The 16,450-nt window shown below is 68.7% G+C and carries 18 protein-coding genes; 12 read left to right on the top strand and 6 right to left on the bottom strand.

The window, feature by feature from the left end:
- The first annotated feature begins 95 nt into the window (after positions 1-95).
- Positions 96-479, top strand: coding sequence for a hypothetical protein (locus AC07PA_RS14575; protein WP_494608438.1), 384 nt, complete (start codon positions 96-98; stop codon positions 477-479).
- 61 nt (positions 480-540) lie between these two features.
- Positions 541-1,620 (top strand): hypothetical protein, encoded by a 1,080-nt coding sequence (locus tag AC07PA_RS14570; protein WP_494608437.1) that lies wholly within the window; start codon positions 541-543, stop codon positions 1,618-1,620.
- A gap of 242 nt (positions 1,621-1,862) precedes the next feature.
- On the opposite strand, the gene AC07PA_RS14565 is transcribed toward AC07PA_RS14570, so the two are convergent.
- Positions 1,863-2,816 carry a GlxA family transcriptional regulator gene (locus AC07PA_RS14565; RefSeq protein WP_494608436.1) on the bottom strand — a complete coding sequence of 318 codons (954 nt, stop codon included), beginning with the start codon at positions 2,814-2,816 and terminating at the stop codon, positions 1,863-1,865.
- 82 nt (positions 2,817-2,898) lie between these two features.
- Between AC07PA_RS14565 and AC07PA_RS14560 the strand changes: the two genes are divergently transcribed.
- On the top strand, positions 2,899-3,921 hold the full coding sequence (locus AC07PA_RS14560; RefSeq protein ID WP_494608435.1) for an SLAC1 anion channel family protein: 1,023 nt from the start codon (positions 2,899-2,901) through the stop codon (positions 3,919-3,921).
- 3 nt (positions 3,922-3,924) lie between these two features.
- On the opposite strand, the gene AC07PA_RS14555 is transcribed toward AC07PA_RS14560, so the two are convergent.
- Complete coding sequence (locus tag AC07PA_RS14555) at positions 3,925-4,935, bottom strand: GlxA family transcriptional regulator (protein WP_494608434.1); 1,011 nt, start codon at positions 4,933-4,935, stop codon at positions 3,925-3,927.
- 63 nt (positions 4,936-4,998) lie between these two features.
- On the opposite strand from AC07PA_RS14555, the gene AC07PA_RS14550 reads away from it, so the two are divergent.
- Together AC07PA_RS14550 and AC07PA_RS14545 are read left to right on the top strand one after the other, a co-directional pair.
- The gene (locus AC07PA_RS14550; RefSeq protein WP_494608433.1) at positions 4,999-5,742 is read left to right on the top strand and encodes an SDR family oxidoreductase; all 744 of its coding nucleotides are present in this window, start codon (positions 4,999-5,001) and stop codon (positions 5,740-5,742) included.
- A complete protein-coding gene (locus tag AC07PA_RS14545; protein WP_494608432.1) occupies positions 5,739-6,746 on the top strand; it encodes a bestrophin family protein in 1,008 nt (335 codons plus the stop codon). The genes AC07PA_RS14550 and AC07PA_RS14545 overlap by 4 nt, the downstream gene beginning before the upstream one ends.
- 12 nt (positions 6,747-6,758) lie before the next feature.
- On the opposite strand, the gene AC07PA_RS14540 is transcribed toward AC07PA_RS14545, so the two are convergent.
- Positions 6,759-7,649, bottom strand: coding sequence for an AraC family transcriptional regulator (locus tag AC07PA_RS14540; protein WP_494608431.1), 891 nt, complete (start codon positions 7,647-7,649; stop codon positions 6,759-6,761).
- Between the two features lie 143 nt (positions 7,650-7,792).
- Between AC07PA_RS14540 and AC07PA_RS14535 the strand changes: the two genes are divergently transcribed.
- Both AC07PA_RS14535 and AC07PA_RS14530 read left to right on the top strand, forming a co-directional pair.
- Positions 7,793-8,863 carry an aldo/keto reductase gene (locus AC07PA_RS14535; RefSeq protein WP_494608430.1) on the top strand — a complete coding sequence of 357 codons (1,071 nt, stop codon included), beginning with the start codon at positions 7,793-7,795 and terminating at the stop codon, positions 8,861-8,863.
- A gap of 29 nt (positions 8,864-8,892) precedes the next feature.
- Positions 8,893-9,234, top strand: a complete 342-nt coding sequence (locus tag AC07PA_RS14530) for an Atu4866 domain-containing protein (protein ID WP_186457931.1) — start codon at positions 8,893-8,895, stop codon at positions 9,232-9,234.
- A gap of 15 nt (positions 9,235-9,249) precedes the next feature.
- Here the strand turns inward: AC07PA_RS14530 and AC07PA_RS14525 are convergent, their stop codons facing one another.
- Both AC07PA_RS14525 and AC07PA_RS14520 read right to left on the bottom strand, forming a co-directional pair.
- Positions 9,250-9,879, bottom strand: coding sequence for a dioxygenase family protein (locus tag AC07PA_RS14525; protein ID WP_494608429.1), 630 nt, complete (start codon positions 9,877-9,879; stop codon positions 9,250-9,252).
- Between the two features lie 40 nt (positions 9,880-9,919).
- Positions 9,920-10,780: a MurR/RpiR family transcriptional regulator gene (locus AC07PA_RS14520; RefSeq protein ID WP_494608428.1), complete on the bottom strand. Its 861-nt coding sequence runs from the start codon at positions 10,778-10,780 to the stop codon at positions 9,920-9,922.
- A gap of 124 nt (positions 10,781-10,904) precedes the next feature.
- Here AC07PA_RS14520 and AC07PA_RS14515 point away from each other — a divergent pair, with 124 nt between their 5' ends.
- Together AC07PA_RS14515 and AC07PA_RS14510 are read left to right on the top strand one after the other, a co-directional pair.
- On the top strand, positions 10,905-11,909 hold the full coding sequence (locus AC07PA_RS14515; RefSeq protein WP_494608427.1) for a Bug family tripartite tricarboxylate transporter substrate binding protein: 1,005 nt from the start codon (positions 10,905-10,907) through the stop codon (positions 11,907-11,909).
- A 7-nt stretch (positions 11,910-11,916) separates the two neighbouring features.
- Complete coding sequence (locus tag AC07PA_RS14510) at positions 11,917-12,873, top strand: M14 family metallopeptidase (RefSeq protein ID WP_494608426.1); 957 nt, start codon at positions 11,917-11,919, stop codon at positions 12,871-12,873.
- Positions 12,874-12,903: 30 nt separating this feature from the next.
- Here AC07PA_RS14510 and AC07PA_RS14505 read toward each other — a convergent pair whose 3' ends face one another.
- Positions 12,904-13,680: an AraC family transcriptional regulator gene (locus AC07PA_RS14505; RefSeq protein WP_494608425.1), complete on the bottom strand. Its 777-nt coding sequence runs from the start codon at positions 13,678-13,680 to the stop codon at positions 12,904-12,906.
- Positions 13,681-14,042: 362 nt separating this feature from the next.
- On the opposite strand from AC07PA_RS14505, the gene AC07PA_RS14500 reads away from it, so the two are divergent.
- From AC07PA_RS14500 to AC07PA_RS14490, 3 genes are all read left to right on the top strand, one after another.
- Positions 14,043-14,699, top strand: coding sequence for a pyridoxamine 5'-phosphate oxidase family protein (locus AC07PA_RS14500; RefSeq protein ID WP_494608561.1), 657 nt, complete (start codon positions 14,043-14,045; stop codon positions 14,697-14,699).
- Positions 14,686-15,417, top strand: a complete 732-nt coding sequence (locus tag AC07PA_RS14495; protein WP_494608424.1) for a siderophore-interacting protein — start codon at positions 14,686-14,688, stop codon at positions 15,415-15,417. Before AC07PA_RS14500 ends, AC07PA_RS14495 begins: the two co-directional genes overlap by 14 nt.
- 103 nt (positions 15,418-15,520) lie before the next feature.
- A complete protein-coding gene (locus AC07PA_RS14490; RefSeq protein WP_494608423.1) occupies positions 15,521-16,177 on the top strand; it encodes a 2'-5' RNA ligase family protein in 657 nt (218 codons plus the stop codon).
- Positions 16,178-16,450: the final 273 nt, after the last annotated feature.

Below are 16,450 nucleotides of genomic sequence, written 5' to 3'. Positions count from 1 at the left end.
CTTCCACAATGGCCTGGACCGTATTGCCCACGCTCGCACAGGGCAACGCGCAATGCAACTGGCCATTCTCCATCTCTACCGCCTACATCATGCCCATGACCTTTCCGCGAATCTCCTCTGCATGCGCCGCATCCCTCCTGGTCCTGTGCGGCTGCGCCACCACCGTCACGCAGCAAGGCATCGAGCAGCGCACGTCGCAGGCCATTGGCCGCGAGGTCGGCACCTTCACCATCAGCGACCAGCAGAAGGAAGAGGGCAGCAACGGCCGCATCAACTACCGCGTTCGCACGCGCGAGGGCGCCAGCTATTCCTGCTACATGTATTCGCCCTCGCAGTTCACGAAGGCGATGACCTTCGGCCAGACGCCGCAGTCGGATGCGATCTGCACGGCCATGGCAGGGCAGGGTGGGGGTGGCGCTGCTACTGCTCCCGCTCCCGCGTCGTGCAACGCCTTGCTGCGCGCGGCGAACCGTTGCTGAATGAGTGAATGAATGCGGTCGGTGTCTTCGTTTCGCCCATCACCCAGATAGACAACGCTTCATGCATTTCACTCTGCCTCCCCTGATCCAGCGCACCCTTGCGCGTCTTTCTCTCACCGCGCTGTGCGCCCTGTCGGCCTGCGTGCTCGCGGCGTGCGGCGGGGGTGGGGACGATCCCTCGGGCGGTCTGGGTTCTGTATCCGGGGTGCTGTCCGGCCTGGAGCAGGGCAAGTCCCTCGTCTTGCAAAACAACGGCGGTGATGACCTGGCATTCAGCGCCAACGGTGCATTCGCCTTTGCGCAGCCGATGGCGCTTGGTGCTGCGTATGCCGTTACCGTCAAGACCCAGCCCGCTGGCCAGCAATGCACCGTGGGGCAGGGCGCGGGCACCTTGACGGCAACGCCCACGAACGTGCGGGTTGACTGCGTGAGCGCAGGCGCTGGCTACACGCTGGGCGGCACGGTGAGCGGCGTGCCTGCTGGCCAGGCCGTGGTGCTTACCAATGCGGGCGGTGAAGACCTTGCCGTTGCTGCCGACGGTGCGTTCACCTTCGCCAGGCCGCTGGCGAACGGCGCAAGTTACTTGGTGGCGGTGAAGACGGCCCCCGCTGGCTCGGGTTGCGTGGTGCGCAACGGTTCTGACGTGGTGGCTGCTGCGGCGGTGAACACGGTGGCGGTGCGGTGTGCGCCGCTGTCCACTCTGCCGGACGGTGAATGGCAGCACGACCGGTGCCAGGCCTCGGCCAGTGGCGGCGTGCGAGACCTGTGGCGCCTTTCAAGTCGGGGCGAGGGTTGGTCGTCGGTTGACGTGGCCGTGGGCACTGTGAATTACCCCAATGGGCAATGCAATGGCGAGGGTGTTGCTTCTGACCCGAGAGCCTCCAGCCGCCGCAGCTTCTGGTTCCAGCCGCAACGCTCGGAGGCCGGGGCAGGCCTGGCGGTGTTCTGGGGCAACACCCAGGCCTTCCCATACGGCCATTTGGTTGCCCCGGTCTGGACGCGTGTGGCGCTGGTGCGCAAGGCCAATCACCTGTGCCTGCTGGACGACCCGGCAACGCTGTCGACTTTCACCACGCCCGCCAGCCTGGAGCCTGTGGTCACTGCGGCCATCGAGGCGGGCCAGTGCTATGCGCCGCGTTAGCGGGGGGCGGCATGCTGGCCGTGCTCACGGCACTGCGTCTGCCTTGTTCCGTAGCCGTAAATAGGCCCGTGCAGCTTGGCGTCAATGCATGACAATTTGGAAATTGTCATGCCTGCCCATCTGGGAACGATCAAGCTGTGCCCCTGGCGGGAGTGCTGGCGGGTTGCGGGCCGCAGCAGGGGGCTCTTTATCGTATCAGCGGCGCTCCCGTCTGTTTCCGTGCAGCTGGCAGGCCATCGCGCTCACCCCGCAAACCGCCTGCGGTACTCCACCAGGCTCACCCCCAGCCGGCGCGTGAATGCGCGGCGAAATCCGTCCACGCTCGCGTAGCCCACGGCGTCCGCCAGGCGCTTGGCGGGCAGGTCCGATTCCTCGGCCAGGCGGCGCGCGGCATCGATCCGGGCGTTCTCGACAAACTCCGCGGGCGTGGTGCCGGTCTCGCTGCGAAAGGTGCGGGCAAAGCTGCGCTCGCTCATGCCAACGTGCGCCGCCAGGGCGGGCACGGACAGGTCTCCCTTCAGGTTGGCCAGGATATGGTCCTGCAGCGCGCGCACGTTGCTTCGCTCGGCCGTCTGCGCCGCCAGGTGGGCGCTGAACTGGCTTTGCCCGCCGGGCCGCTTGAGAAACATCACCAGCTCGCGCGCCACGCGCAGCGCCAGCTCGCGGCCATGGTCTTCTTCCACCATGGCCAGGGCCAGGTCCATGCCTGCGGTGACGCCGGCGGAGGTGAAGAGCCTGCCGTCTTTCACGTAGATGGCGTCGGCCTCGACACAGGCCTCGGGGTAGCCCGCCGCCAGCCGCGCGGCCGAATTCCAGTGCGTGGCCACGCGCTTGCCGTCCAGCAGGCCGCTGGCCGCCAGCACGAAGGCGCCGGTGCACACCGAGCCATAGCGGCGCACCGTGCGTGCGCGGCGGCGCAGCCAGTCCTGCAGGGGCGCGTCGGCCGCCATGTCGTCGAGGTTGGGGCTGCCCGCAACGAGCAGGGTGTCGATGGGGCCGCGGTGCGTGGCCACGGTGGCATCCACCGCCATGCGCAGGCCGCTGCTGCTGCGCAGCGGGCCTGCGCTCGCGCTGAGCACCTGCACCTGGTAGGCGCGGGGCTGGCCGAGCTGGCGCGCCGCTTCGGCAAAGACGTCCGCCGGCCCGGCCACGTCGAGCAGCTGGAAGCGGGGAAAGGCGAGGATGGCGATGCGCATGGCAGTAGGGGCCCGGTGATTGGCAGAAAACGACGTGCCTTGCCTGGGACGGCCGCGCCAGTTTGGCAGAAACTACCTATCCATGCAAATTCTGCCAAGCGAGCCCACCGTGCAAACCCCCTCCGTCCATCCTTCTCCATCGGCATTTCATCCGCGCACCCAAGCCTCGGTGCGCAACCTGCCCGTCAACCTGTTCGCATCGGTCATGGGCCTCAGCGGTCTGGCGCTGGCCTGGCGGTTGGCGCATGGCAGCCTGGGCACGCCGGCTTTCATCGGCGAGGCCATCGGGGTATTCGCCCTGGGCGTTTTCGTGCTGCTCTCGGCGGGCTACCTGGCCAAGCTCGTGAAGCACCCCGAGGCGGTGCGCGCCGAGTTCCACCACCCGGTGGCCGGCAACTTCTTCGGCACCATCGCCATCTCGGTGCTGCTGCTGTCGGCCGTGGCCGGTCCCTACAGCGCGCCGGTTGCGCAGGGCCTGTGGACGGTGGGCGTGGTGGCCACGCTGGTGCTGTGCTTCGTGGTCGTCTCGCGCCTGCTCAAGGGCCAGGTGGATGCGTCGAACGCCGTGCCGGCCTGGATCGTGCCGTGCGTGGCCACGCTCGACATCCCCGTGACCGGAGGGCACATGCCCATGGCCTGGGCGGGGGAGGTCAACCTGCTGTCGGGTGCCGTCGGTGCCGTGCTGGCGCTGGTGCTGCTCACGCTGATCATTGGCCGGCTGGTGCACCGCGACCCGCTGCCGCCCGCGATGGCGCCCTCGCTGATGATCCTGCTGGCGCCGTTTGCCGTGGGCTTTCTGGCATACGCCAACCTCGCGGGCGGCATCGACCGGTTTGCCGGCATGCTGTTCTATGTCGGGCTGTTCATGTTCGCCGTGGTGGCGCCCAAAGTGTTTCGGCGCGGCATCCCGTTCACTCCGGGTTGGTGGGCCATCAGCTTTCCCATGGCGGCGCTGGCGAATGCGGCGCTGCAGTATGCGCAGTTCCGTGCGAGCGGGCCGCTGTGGGTGGTCGCCATCGCGCTGCTGGGCGCGCTGAGCATTGCCCTGGCCGTGCTCACGGTGCGCACCGTGCGCATGGCGCTCGACGGGTCGCTTCTTCGATAACGCTCAACTGCGCGCGAAGCGCCTGCGGTAGTCCCGGGGTGCCACGCCCAGGTGGCGCTGAAAGGTCACGCGCATGCGCTCCTCGTCGCCAAAGCCGCATTGGCTGGCGATGCGGTCGATGTGGTGGGTGGAGTCCTCCAGCAGGCGCTTGGCGGCCTCCAGGCGAAACGCCTCCACGGCCTTGGCCGGCGTGCGGCCGGTCTTTTCCTTGTACTGGCGGGCAAAGTTGCGCGGGCTCATGCGGGCGCGCTCGGCCAGGAACTCCACCGTGAGGTCCTCACGCTGCAGGTGGGCGCAGATCCACAGGTTGAGCTCCTCGAAAGCGGGGGAGCTGTCGGCCTGCGAGCGCAGCAGCGCGCTGAACTGCGATTGCCCGCCGGGGCGCTTGAGGTACACCACCAGCTCGCGCGCCACCTCCATGGCCACGTCGTGGCCGCAATCGGCCTCCACCAGCGCCATCGCCAGGTCGATGCCGGCCGTGACACCGGCCGAGGTCCACACCGAGCCCTGCTGCACGAAGATCGCGTCGCGGTCGATCTCCACCGTGGGAAAGCGCTCGTTCATGCGGTCGAACATGAGCCAGTGCGTGGTGGCGCGCTTGTGGTCCAGCAGGCCGGCCGCGGCCAGCAAAAACGCGCCGCTGCACACCGATGCCGTGCGCCGCGTTTTGGCCGATGCGCGCCGCAGCCACTGCACCAGCGGGGCGGATTGGTCGAGCACCACATCCATGTGCGGCGAGCCGGGCACGATGAGCGTGTCCACCGTGCTGGCGCGGCACTGGCGGAGCGCAACAGTCTGCAGCTCCAGCCCCTCGGCGCTGCGCACCAGGCCGCCCGCGGGGCTGGCGGTGATGCGTTCGTAGCCCGGCAGGCCGCGTGCCTCCATGGCCTTGGTGGCCGCCCAGAACACGGTCTGCGCACCCGTCAGGTCGAGCAGGCCCACGTCGGGGAAGGCGACGAACAGCACGCGCCGGGTGTGCGCGCGTTTTGGCAGGATTTCAGGGGTATTGGTCATTTGAGACGGATGGCTACGATCCTACCATTGAGGCATCGAACCGCATTTACCCTAAGGAACACCATGAAGATCGTCGTCATCGGAGGCACCGGCCTCATCGGCAGCAAGCTCGTCAAGCTGCTCACCGCGCGCGGCCATGAGGCCGTGGCCGCATCGCCCAACACGGGCGTCAACACGCTCACGGGCGAAGGACTGGCCCAGGCGCTGGCCGGCGCCCAGGTGGTGGTGGACGTGGCCAACTCGCCCTCGTTCGAAGACAAGGCCGTGCTCGACTTCTTCGAAACCTCGGGCCGCAACCTGCTGGCGGCCGAGGCGGCGGCCGGGGTGCGGCACCACGTGGCGCTGTCGGTGGTGGGCACCGAGCGGCTGCAGGGCAGCGGCTACTTCCGCGCCAAGCTGGCGCAGGAAAAACTCATCAAGGCGGCCGCCATCCCTTACACCATCGTGCATGCCACGCAGTTCATGGAGTTCCTCTCCGGCATCGCCCAGGCGGGCACCGAGGGGCAGACGGTGCGCCTGTCGCCCGCGCTGGTGCAGCCCATCGCGTCCGACGACGTGGCCGCCGCCATGGCCGATGCAGCGCTGGGCGCCCCGGTCAACGGCACCATCGAGATCGCCGGGCCCGAGCGCGTGGGGCTGGCCGCGCTGGTGCGGCGCTACCTGGCGGCCATCGGCGATGCGCGCACCGTGGTGGCCGATGCGGCGGCGCCGTATTTCGGCGTGCAGCTCGATGACGCATCGCTCACGCCGGGCGACGCGCCGCGCCTGGGCGCCATCACATTCGAAACCTGGATGGCGCAACGATGAACGTTGGCAGGGGATACCGGCTCTCCGAGTTCATGGTCTGGACGCGGCGGGAGCTGTATGTCCTGATCGCCCTGGGCCTGGTGCCCGTTTGCCTGTACCAACTGGCCCACTGGCGTTGGCTGAGCGTGCCCTGGACGGTGGTGGCGCTGATCGGCACCGCCACCGCGTTCATCGTGAGCTTCAAGAACACCCAGACCTATGCCCGCACGGTGGAGGCGCAGCAGGTGTGGACTGGCATCCTCAACGCGAGTCGGGCCTGGGGCTTGGTGAGCCGTGACTACCTGAAGAACGAGGCGGCCACCCGGCAACTGGTCCACCGGCACCTGGCCTGGGTCACGGCCCTGCGCTACCAGATGCGCCGGCACCGCGCGTGGGAGAGCACCAACCAGCGCACCAATGCCGAGTACCAGCGCCGCTACTGCGTACCCGAGCAGGAAACGGCGCTGGAGGTGGAGCTGGCCAGGTTTTTGGAGGCGGACGAGCTACGCGCAGTGCTTGCCTCGCGCAACAAGGCCACGGCCTTGCTGGCCAATCAGAGCAGCACAATTTTGAAATTGTTCCAGACCGGCGAGATCCCCATCAACTTCTTCATCGAGATGGAAAAGGCCCTCAAGGAGCTGCTGGACCACCAGGGGCGCAGCGAGCGCATCAAGAATTTTCCGTACCCGCGCCAGTACGCGATCATCAACACCTTCTTCATCCGCTTCTTCTGCGTGCTGCTGCCCTTCGGGCTGCTCAAGGAATTCGATGCGCTGAATGCGCTGGCCAGCGGCTGGATGCAGGGCCACATGGTCTGGCTGGTGGTGCCCTTCAGCGTGGTGGTCTCGTGGATGTACACCACGCTGGAGCAGGTCGGCGCCAGCACCGAGAACCCGTTCGAGGGCGGTGCCAACGATGTGCCCATCGCCCAGATCAACCGCATGGTCGAGGTGGAGCTGCGCGAGCTGCTGGGCGATACGGACCTGCCGCCGTTGCTGCGGCCGCGCAACAACATCATCCTGTGAGGTCCGTCTGGCCTATGCCGTGGCAGTCCGCAGGCGCTGCGCATCCTTGGCCGGCGGCAGGCCGAACGCGCGGCCATAGTCGCGGCTGAACTGCGAGGGGCTCTCATACCCCACGCGAAAGCCCGCACTGGCCGCATCCATGGCCTCGGCCACCATCATGCGGCGTGCCTCCTGCAGGCGCAGCTGGGTGCGAAACTCCAGCGGGCTCATCGAGGTCACTGCCTTGAAGTGCACGTGGAAGCTCGATCGGCTCATGCCCGCCACGTCGGCCAGTTCGTCGATGCTCCAGGCCTCGGTGTAGCGCCCACGTATCCAGGCAATGGCGCGCGCGATCTGGTTGAGCCGGCTGTCGGCCTGGGCCAGCTGGCGCACTAGGCCGTTGCCCGGCCCGGTGAGCAGGCGGTAGAAGATCTCGCGCTGCACCAGGGGCGCCAGCTCGGCGATGTCCTGCGGCGCATCGAGCAGCGATGCCAGGCGCACGGCGGCATCGAGCAGTTCGGGCGTGGTCTGGCTCAGCGCGATGCCGCGCGCTGGGGATCCCGCCTCTTCGCCGTGCGCGGGGTGGCGCAGCGCCAGCTCGCTCAGGCGCGCCATGTCCAGGTCGAGCACCAGGCACAGGTAAGGCCGCTTGGGGCTGGCTTCGATCACCGACCCCATCACCGGCAGGTCCACCGACGCCACCAGGTACTGCGCCGCGTCGTAGATGTAGCCGGTGGTGCCCAGCACCGCGCGCTTGCGCCCCTGGGCCACCAGGCACAGCGTGGGCTCGTACACCACGGGCATGGGCATGGTGGGCGCCGAGGTGCGGATCAGCCCCACGCCGGGGATGGCGCTGGGGTGGATGCCGTCGGTGGCCGTATGGCGGCCCAGGATGTCGGCGAGGGTGGCGAGTTGCGAATGCATGGCTGCCATTGTCCACCCGCTGCGGGCGCGTGGCACGCGGGGCTGGATGATCGTGCAAGAACGGCGGACGAATGTTCTACGCCCTGGGGCGGGGTCGCGGCAACACTTCTTTCCATACCAACCTGCTTGAAAGGAAGCCTTTCATGACCGCACCCAATGCACTCAATCACTACCGCCTGCTCGGACGATCAGGCATGCGCGTTTCGCCCATGGCGCTGGGCACCATGACCTTCGGCACCGACTGGGGCTGGGGCGCCGATGGCAACGAGTCGCGTCGCATCTTCGACCTGTATGTGGAGCAGGGCGGCAACTTCATCGACACCTCGGTCAACTACACGGGCGGCGCTTCGGAGCGCATCCTGGGCGGGCTCATCAAGGGCCGGCGTGACCGGCTGGTGCTGTCCACCAAGTTCACCATGGCGCGCGACCCGGCCGACCCTAATTCGGGTGGCAACCACCGCATGAACCTGCAGCGCTCGGTCGAGGCCAGCCTGCGCCAGCTCGACACCGACCGCATCGAGCTGCTCTACCTGCATGCCTGGGACTTCACCACCTCGCCCGAGGAGGTGATGCGCGGCCTGGATGACCTGGTGCGCTCGGGCAAGGTGCTGTACGTGGGCATCTGCAACACGCCCGCCTGGCAGATCGCACGCCTGCAGACCCTGGCTGACCTGCGCGGCTGGGCGCCGCTGGTGGCCTTGCAGATCGAATACAGCCTGCTCGAGCGCACGGTGGAGCACGAGCTGATCCCCATGGCGGCCGCGCTGGGGCTGGGCGTGCTGCCCTGGTCGCCACTGGGCGGGGGGCTGCTGGCCGGCAAGTACACCCGCAGCGACCTGGCGCAGCAGGCCGAGGCAGGTGTGTCGGCATCGCGCAAGGGCGTGATCGCCTCGTCGGGCCACATGACCGAGCGCGCGCTGGACATTGCCGAGGTGGTGCAGCAGGTCGCGAGCGAGGTGGGGGCCAGCGCCTCGCAGGTGGCCATTGCCTGGACGCTGGCCAACCCCGCAGTGACCGCGCCGGTGATGGGTGCGCGCACGCTGGAGCAGGCGCTCGACAACATCGGCGCGCTGGGCCTGCAGCTGACGCAGGAGCAGATGGCGCGCCTCACCGAGGCCAGCGCCATCGCACCCATCTTCCCCGCACGCTTCATCGGCATGCCCATGCCGCAGCGGCTGATCTTCGGCGATTCGCTGGTGCAGCGGCGTGGCTGAGGCGGTGTGAACCAACAGGAAATTTCACTATGACGAACTACCTTTCCCATTCCACGTTTGCGCTGGTCCTGGCCGGGTCGGTGCTTGCGGCCATGGCTGCGCGCCAGCCCGCCTTGGCCACCACACCGTCGGATGCGTCGAAGTACCACGGCATGTGGGTGACTGGCGATGGCCAGATCCGCCAGGAGCTGCTGCCCAATGGCCGCTATGACGAGGCGCGTGGCACGCGCGCCAGTGCTTACCAGGGGCGCTATGAAGTGCGGGGAAACCGCATTGCGTACTGGGACGACACGGGCTTCACTGCCGACGGCACCTTCGTCAACGCCGACGAACTGCACCACGGAGGCATGGTCTTCTACCGCCGCAAGTAGTGAACCTGCCCGCGCTCAGGCCGCCACGACGATCGGAAAGCGCGCCTGCAGTCCATCTGCACCGCGCGTGAACGGCACGGTGATCGCATCCCGTGCGGCCTGCGGCAGGTTGCGCCACAGCACGTCGCGGGCGTTGCCCGCATCGCCGGCCACGTAGAGCTGCGTGGTCAGCAGCTCGCGCGGGCCCAGGCGCACCTTGAAGTGCACGTGCGGCGTGCGCCCGCTGTAGGGCACAGGGCGAATGGTGCGAAAGCGGTAGCTCCCATCCTGCCCCACGGTCACCCGGCCGAAGCCCTGGAAGGCGGCATCGGCGCGCCCGCCGTCGCCCGGGTGGTGGTAGTGGCCGTGTTCGTCGCACTGCCAGATCTCGACCTGCGCGCCGCGCACGGGCTTGCCCGCCAGGTCGGTCACTGTGCCTTCCACCCAGGCCGGCTGGCCGCCGCGGTAGCTCAGCGGGCCGTTGCGCAGCAGGTCATGGTCGGCATCGTCGGGCAGGCGCACGGGGTAGAACGGCCCCTCGGTCTGCGATGGGGTGGCGATGCGCGCGGCGGCTGGCTGGGCGCGCACGCCCAGCCAGAGCGCAGGGGCGGCGACCAGGGCGGCGGCGACGGTGCGCCGGGGCAGGGCGGTGGTGTGCATCGCCATGGGATGCGCGGGGCGGGGCGCGAGTTCCCGCAAGCGGCCCTCAGCCCGGGTTTTCCTTCCAGTGCTTGGCCCACAGGGCTTCGCCGCGCTCCAGCGCTGCGCCGAGCTGCTTCTTGCGGCGCTGGGCCACGGCCATGATGAGCGCGTTGGACACCGACAGCGCCGCGGTGTACGAGTCGAACGGCGATGCGCTGGAGGTGCGCACCAGCAGCACGTGGTCGGCCGAGACCACGGGCGGCGCGGTGGGGGTGTCGGTCACCACCACCACCTGGGCGCCTTGCTCCTTGAAGTATTTCGCGGCGCGCGTGATGGCCAGCGAATGGCGGCGAAAGGTGGGGGCCAGCAGCACGTCGTGCTCGCCGATCCAGAGCATCTCGTCTTCGATGGGCAGGGGGCTGGCCGAGGTCATCAGCCGCACATCGGGCAGGCACAGGTTCAGGTGCAGGGCCAGGTGGCTGGCGATGGGGGCACCGTGGCGCTGGCCCAGCACGTGCACGCGCGCCTTGCGCTGGGTGAGCAGGCGCACCGTGGCCTCGAAGGCCTCCACGTCGAGCGCGGCGAAGGTGGTGGCCAGGTTGTGCTGGTCGTGCAGCAGGACATTGTCCAGGCAGGAGCGGATGGAGGTGTCGTCGCCGATGACGGCATCGGCACGCGTGCCCGGTGTGGCGAGCAGGGCCGTCACCTCCGAGCGGGCCTCCATCTGCGCCTGCGCATAACTTTCGTAACCCAGCTTGATGAGCAGGCGCACCGCGGTGGATGCGCTGGTGTTCACCTTCTTCGCCAGCTGGGTGGCCGATTCGAGCAGGCCCTGCGGGTGCTGGGCCTGCAGTTCGGCGATCAGGCGCTGCTCGCTCTTCGTGAGCTTCTTGCCGTAGCTGGCGATGCGTTGGTTCAGGTTCATGGCCATGGGATTGTGCGCAGATCGGGGCAATGTCCATTTTGCGTGTGTTGTTGCAAAATTGAAATCAAACTGCAAAAATATCTTCAAATTTCCCCTGCCACTGTTCTACCACCCCAGGAAGCCCATGAACTCCACCTCCCCTGCCTCCACCCTGCGCCGCCGCCAAGTCCTGGGTGCGGGCGTCGCCGCTGCCGCGGCAGCACTGCCCTTTGCCGCCCGTGCGCAGGCCTTTCCGTCCCGCCCGGTAACGCTGGTGGTGCCGTTCCCTGCGGGCGGCTCGGTGGACCTGATCGCGCGGCTCTATGCCGAGCCGCTGGCCAAGGCGCTGGGCACCTCGGTGGTGGTGGACAACCGCGCCGGTGCCGGCGGTTCTATCGCCAGCGCCCAGGTGGCGCGCGCCAAGGCCGATGGCTACACGCTGGTCGTGTCCTCGCAAAGCTCGCACCTGGCCAACCCGCTCACGCAGGCCAACGTGGGCTACGACCCGATCAAGGACTTCGCCTCCATCGCGCAGCTGGCGCGCACGCCGAACGTGTTGGTGGTCAACCCGGCCGTGCCGGCGAAGAACCTCAAGGAGTTCATCGCGCATGTGAAGGCCAACCCGGGCAAGCTCAACTTCTGCAGCGCCGGGCCTGGCAGCATGGGGCAGCTCAATGCCGAGCTGTTCAAGAACGCCGCCCAGCTCGACGCGGTGCACGTGCCCTACCGGGGCGGTGGCCCGCTGGTCACCGCGCTGATGGCCAACGAGGTGCAGTTCGGGCTCGACAACCTCGCCCCCTTCCTGCCCCAGATCCAGGCCGGCAAGCTGCGTGCGCTGGCAATCGCCGCGCCCACGCGCCTGGCCGTGCTGCCCGATGTGCCCACCTTTGCCGAGCTGGACTACCCCGTGGTCAATGCCACGTCGTGGATCGGCCTGGCCGCGCCTGCGAAGACCCCGCCCGAGGTCCTGGCCGCGCTGTACAAGGCCGTGCGCTCGGTGGCCGAGCAGCCCGCCATGGTCGAGGCGCTGCAGTCGCGCGGCGCGCTGGTGCCCGAGGCCCTGTCGTCCGCACAGTTCACCGCGATGATGGGCGAGCGCCTGGCGGTGTACGGCGACCTGGTTAAGCGCCTGGGCATCCGCGGTGAGTGAGCAGCCCATGCCGCAAGCAGCCGCTTTCGCCCCCGACAACTCGCCCCTGGAGGTGCTGCCGCGCGACCTGTCGGCCTACCGCCAGGGCAACACCGGCATAGCCTACGTGCACCGCTTCGACTCGGGCCGGCCCGGCCCGCACGTGCTGATCAATGCGCTCACGCATGGCAACGAGATCTGCGGCATGGTGGCCGCCACGCACCTGCTCGATACCGGTGTGCGCCCCAAGGTCGGCACGCTCACGGTGGGCTTTGCCAACGTGGAGGCCTACGAGGCCTTCGACATCGAGCGGCCCTACGAGAACCGCCAGCTGGTGCACAACCTCAACCGCATCTGGTCGCCCGCCATGCTCGATGGCAGCGAGCACAGCCCCGAGCTGCGCCGTGCGCGCGAGCTGCGCCCGGTGCTGGCCGCAGCCGACAGCATCCTTGACATCCACTCCACACGCGCGCCGGTACAACCCTTCTGGGTCTACCCGGAGTTCGAGCGCAATGCCGCGCTCACCCTGGCCGTGGGCAAGCCGCTGGTCCACCTGGTGATGCCACCGGGCGCGGCACCGGGCACGGGGGTCATGTCCTATGCGCGCCACGGCGATTCAGCCAGCGACAGCCTGGGCGCGGTGGTGGTGGAGTGCGGGCAGCATTTCGCCCGGTCGGCCGCCGACCTGGCCACCGACGTCACGCTGCGCTTCCTGGCGCACCACGGGCTCATCGACGCCCTGCCTGCACCGGCCGACAGCGCACCCGCGCGGCGTTTCCGCTTGCTGGAGGTGCACCTGGTGCAGACACCGCAGTTCGCCTTCACGCGGCCGGTCATCGGCTTCGAGACCTTTGCCGAGGGCGAGCTGATCGCGGTGGACGGCGACAAGGAGATCCGTTCGCCCTGCGACGACTGCACTATCTTCATGCCCACGCGCGACCCGGTGGTGGGGCGCGAGGGCGTCTACCTCACGGTGCAGGTATAGGCATCAAGCCAAGCAAGGTAAGGCGCCCGCTCACAGCCGCTGCCGGTACGCTGCCGGGGTCTCGCCGAAGCTGCGCTTGAACAGGGTGATGAACGCGCTGGCCGTGGCATAGCCCAGGTCCAGCGCGATGCTGTTCACGGGCACGTTGGTGGCCAGCATCTCGAGCGAGCGCAGCAGCCGCGCGCGCTGCCGCCAGGCGGTGAAGTTGAAGCCGGTTTCCTCCACGAAGCGCCGGCTCAGCGTGCGCGAGCTCAGGGCCGCCCACCGGGCCCAGGCCTCCAGGTCGCTCCCGTCCGCCGGGTCGGCGATGAGCGCGCGCGCAATGCGCAGCAGGCGTGCATCCTTGGGCAGGGGCAGGCCCAGGGGCTCGACCGGCAGGCTGCGGATTTCGTCCAGGATCACCCCGGCTACGCGCGACTGGCCGGCATCGAGCGGGCCCAGCGGCCACTCGGCCGCGCGCAGCACGGCCTCGCGCAGCAGGCCCGAGGTGCGCAGCGTGCAGGGCCTGGCGGGCAGGCCCTGGCAGGCGGCCGGTTCGACGTACACGCTCCAGCCATGGAAGGGCCCATGCGACTGGGCCGCATGCAGGTGGTGCGGCGGTAGCCACACGGCATGGATGGCGGGCACCACCCACACGGCATCCTGCACCTTCACCGAGATCAGCCCGCGCAGCGAGCCGAAGAGCTGGCCGCGCGCGTGCTGGTGCGGCTCGGACATGCGCTCGCCGTCCTGCGTGCCGGCCAGGGCAATGACCAGCGGGCCGTCGGGCGCGTCGATGGTGGCGAGGTCGAGCTTCAGGTCGGACATGGGGGGCAGGGGATGCGGTGGCGGCTGCGAAAATGGCGGATTTGAGCAATCAAATGGCGTATCCAGTCTACAGCCGCCAATTGAATGCATCTTATTCTTGTTTGCATCGCATCAACAGGAGCCAGACCATGCGCGCACAGGATGTTCTTCCGGACCATGTCAACGAAGTGGAGGTGGGCGGCGTCACCGTCCGCAAGGGATCGGTGGGGGCCTTCCTCGCCAATGCACGGGTACTGCGGGACCCCGGCGCATCCACCGAGGCCCGCGCGGCTGCCGCGGGCGACATCGAAGCCTTGGCGCCAGCACTGCGCGCGCTGGGGCTGTTCGACGTGCTCGAGGTCCGGGACCCGCAACTGCGCGCCCTGGTCGAGCAACCTGTGCCACAGCCGGTGGCAGCAGATGCCCCCGACCTCGATGCGCTGTACTCGCCGCCGTCCGAGATGATCCAGAAGGCGGTGCTCGACCGTCTCATCGGTGGCCACGAAAGCTACCTCAAGGCCGCCACCTTCTTTTGCCTGGCCACGGGCAGTGGCCAGGGGCTCGATGCCTCGCCGCGCGGCGGCCCGCCAGGCTTCGTACACGTGCTCGATGCGCACACCGTGGCCTTTGCCGACTGGCCGGGCAACAACCGCATCGAGTCCCTGCGCAACCTGGAGCGCGATGACCGCGTGGGCATGCTGTTCATCTTTCCGGGGCTGGAGGTGTTCCTGCGCATCAATGGCCACGGCAGGGTGTCCACCGCCCCCGAGCTGCTGGCCGAGCTGGCGGAGCAGGGGCGCACGCCCAAGACCGCCACGGTGGTGGCTATCACCGAGGTGCTCATGCACTGCGGCAAGGCGGTGAACCGCGCCAAACTCTGGGCCCCGGCATCGCAGGTGGACCGGGCCAGCGTGCCCACGGTGGGGCAGATGCTGGCCGAACTCACGCGGCTGGGTGGTGCCACCACGCAGATCGGCGACGAGCAGGTGGGGCAGATCAACGCGCACTACGACCGCGAGGTGCGGCATGCCCTTTACTGAGCAACGCCAGCCGGGCCTGCTGGAGCGCACCTTCGACCGGCTGCTGCTGCGCAACACGCGGGTGGCAGCGGTCGAGCAGGTGTCGGAACGTTTTCGGCTCATAGACCTGGAGGGCGATGCCCTGCAGGGCGCGGCCTGGGCGCCCGGGCACAAGCTGCAGGTCAAGGTGGCGGGGCCGTTCACGGCACGCACCTTCACCCCCATCGTGTTCGATGCCGAACGCGGGCGCACGCGCATCCTGGGATATGCCCACGGCGCGGGGCCCGGCAGCGACTGGTTGCGCCGCGTGCGGGCCGCCGATGCCTGCCAGGTCTTCGGGCCGCATCGCTCGCTGGCGCTGGGCGATCTCGCCGGGCCGGTGGTGCTGCATGGCGATGAGACCTCGTTCGGCCTGGCCGCCGCCGTGGCGGTGGCCATGGCCGGCGGGGCAGCGCCCCGCTGCGTGTTCGAGGTGGAATCCGAAGCCGAAGCCCGCCTGGCCCTGCAGGCGCTGGGCGTGGTGCCTGCCTTGGTGGTCGAGCGCCGCGACGAGCTGCGGCGGGTACAGGCCATCGGCGATTTGTGGTCGCAGTGCAGTGGCGATGGCACGCGGTTCGTGCTCACGGGCCGGGCGCAGTCGATCCAGCAGGTGCGCCAGGCACTCAAGGGGCATGGGGTGCCGTCTTCGCACATCCTGGCCAAGGCCTACTGGGCACCAGGCAAGACGGGAATGGACTGACGGGCGCGGGCATGAACAGGCCCTAGTTACATCTGTTCCCGCAGCGCACTGGACAAGCGGGCCCGCGAGCGCTAGTGTGGTGACCAGTCCATGGAGCCATGCCATGCCACACCAGCTGTCCTTGCCCGGGGTGGAACCTGCCGAGCCGCGCCCCTCCCGGCCGCACCCCCAGCCCGCCCCCGAGCGGCGTGCCCGGCCCCACCACCTCTTCTTCGCGGTGCTGGCGGACCCGGCCACGGCATGGTCTGCCGACCGCATGCGACGGGACCTGATCGCACGCCACCAGCTGGCCGGCAGCGAGGTGCGCACCGAGCGCCTGCACCTGACCCTGGTCTCGCTGAACTGGCATGCCGAGTTTTCCGAAGCCCTGGCCCTGTGGGCGGCGAGGGCCGCCAGCGGGGTGGACATGCCGGCCTTCAATATCCGGCTCGACCGTTTCCTGAGCTTTCACCGGCGCCGGGGCAACCGCCCGCAGGTGCTGTGCGGCGAGGGCGAGGGGGTGGCCGGCTTCCTGGCGCTGTACCAGGCGCTGCATGATGCGCTGCAGTCGGCCTGGCCGCAGCCGCACTTCACGCGCAGCGCACCGGTCATCACGCCCCACATGACCTTGTACTACAGCCCCCGCGACGTGCCGGCGCACCCCGTGGAACCGCTGTGCTGGACGGTGCGCGAGTTCCAGCTGCTGTACAACCGGCTGGGCTCGGGCGGGGCCTACCGGGTGCTGGGGCGCTGGGCGCTGGACCACCACCGATTCCATTAGGGCTCTATGCAGAGAGGCCCTTTGCAAATGGCGCAGTGAAGGCGTGGTTGCAGTGCGAGATGACCCCTTGCCGATCCGTCATCGATACCAGGGACTCGGTACCGGGATGGTCGTGCTCACGGTGGGTGACTGGAAGATTAATCTGCATGGGGAATCCGTCGCAGGAATGGGTGAGTGGCAGGAGGGGCAAGCCCTGCTAGTGTGCTGTCCCGCTGATACGTGAGCAAAGTCGATGCAACTTTTCGAGGATCGAATCAGCGGTGGCGGTCCACT

It is taken from the genome of Acidovorax sp. GW821-FHT09B03, assembly GCF_059418305.1.
This window is presented reverse-complemented; position numbering and strand designations above follow the sequence as displayed.

Coding starts and splice junctions, on each gene's coding strand:
- AC07PA_RS14575 (WP_494608438.1), top strand. CDS start 96: ATGACCTTTCCGCGAATCTCCTCTGCATGCGCCGCATCCCTCCTGGTC.
- AC07PA_RS14570 (WP_494608437.1), top strand. CDS start 541: ATGCATTTCACTCTGCCTCCCCTGATCCAGCGCACCCTTGCGCGTCTT.
- AC07PA_RS14565 (WP_494608436.1), bottom strand. CDS start 2,816: ATGCGCATCGCCATCCTCGCCTTTCCCCGCTTCCAGCTGCTCGACGTG.
- AC07PA_RS14560 (WP_494608435.1), top strand. CDS start 2,899: ATGCAAATTCTGCCAAGCGAGCCCACCGTGCAAACCCCCTCCGTCCAT.
- AC07PA_RS14555 (WP_494608434.1), bottom strand. CDS start 4,935: ATGACCAATACCCCTGAAATCCTGCCAAAACGCGCGCACACCCGGCGC.
- AC07PA_RS14550 (WP_494608433.1), top strand. CDS start 4,999: ATGAAGATCGTCGTCATCGGAGGCACCGGCCTCATCGGCAGCAAGCTC.
- AC07PA_RS14545 (WP_494608432.1), top strand. CDS start 5,739: ATGAACGTTGGCAGGGGATACCGGCTCTCCGAGTTCATGGTCTGGACG.
- AC07PA_RS14540 (WP_494608431.1), bottom strand. CDS start 7,649: ATGCATTCGCAACTCGCCACCCTCGCCGACATCCTGGGCCGCCATACG.
- AC07PA_RS14535 (WP_494608430.1), top strand. CDS start 7,793: ATGACCGCACCCAATGCACTCAATCACTACCGCCTGCTCGGACGATCA.
- AC07PA_RS14530 (WP_186457931.1), top strand. CDS start 8,893: ATGACGAACTACCTTTCCCATTCCACGTTTGCGCTGGTCCTGGCCGGG.
- AC07PA_RS14525 (WP_494608429.1), bottom strand. CDS start 9,879: ATGGCGATGCACACCACCGCCCTGCCCCGGCGCACCGTCGCCGCCGCC.
- AC07PA_RS14520 (WP_494608428.1), bottom strand. CDS start 10,780: ATGAACCTGAACCAACGCATCGCCAGCTACGGCAAGAAGCTCACGAAG.
- AC07PA_RS14515 (WP_494608427.1), top strand. CDS start 10,905: ATGAACTCCACCTCCCCTGCCTCCACCCTGCGCCGCCGCCAAGTCCTG.
- AC07PA_RS14510 (WP_494608426.1), top strand. CDS start 11,917: ATGCCGCAAGCAGCCGCTTTCGCCCCCGACAACTCGCCCCTGGAGGTG.
- AC07PA_RS14505 (WP_494608425.1), bottom strand. CDS start 13,680: ATGTCCGACCTGAAGCTCGACCTCGCCACCATCGACGCGCCCGACGGC.
- AC07PA_RS14495 (WP_494608424.1), top strand. CDS start 14,686: ATGCCCTTTACTGAGCAACGCCAGCCGGGCCTGCTGGAGCGCACCTTC.
- AC07PA_RS14490 (WP_494608423.1), top strand. CDS start 15,521: ATGCCACACCAGCTGTCCTTGCCCGGGGTGGAACCTGCCGAGCCGCGC.